This is a genomic window from Dellaglioa sp. CoH-56-MRSF-13, from assembly GCF_056782095.1.
On record NZ_JBXAYC010000186.1, the window covers coordinates 1 to 258 of the forward strand.

Here is a 258-nt window from a genome sequence, read left to right on the forward strand (position 1 = left end):
GTACACTGGGTCGTGGTTTATGAACTCTATCTCGTGGTCTGCAACGCTGTTAAACTGGATATGTGCAAAGTACTTTGGAAGCTGTTCCCCAAAATTATTTTGGTACAGTGTGCCCGGAAAGTAAGTGTTTCGAACCTTGTGTCCTGTATGCAGGTGACCACCAACGGCCACCGCCTTCGACCGGTTCATACCTTCCTTCTTGACGGTGCGACCCGAATCAGATTTCGATCCGTACACTTCATTGTGGAAGATGTTTAG

General features: G+C 47.7%; 1 protein-coding gene. It reads right to left on the bottom strand.

Annotation, left to right across the window (positions count from 1 at the left end; translation table 11 throughout):
* A partial coding sequence (locus AC1RP1_RS08385) for a hypothetical protein (RefSeq protein ID WP_481762787.1) occupies positions 1–258 on the bottom strand: 258 nt, incomplete at both ends.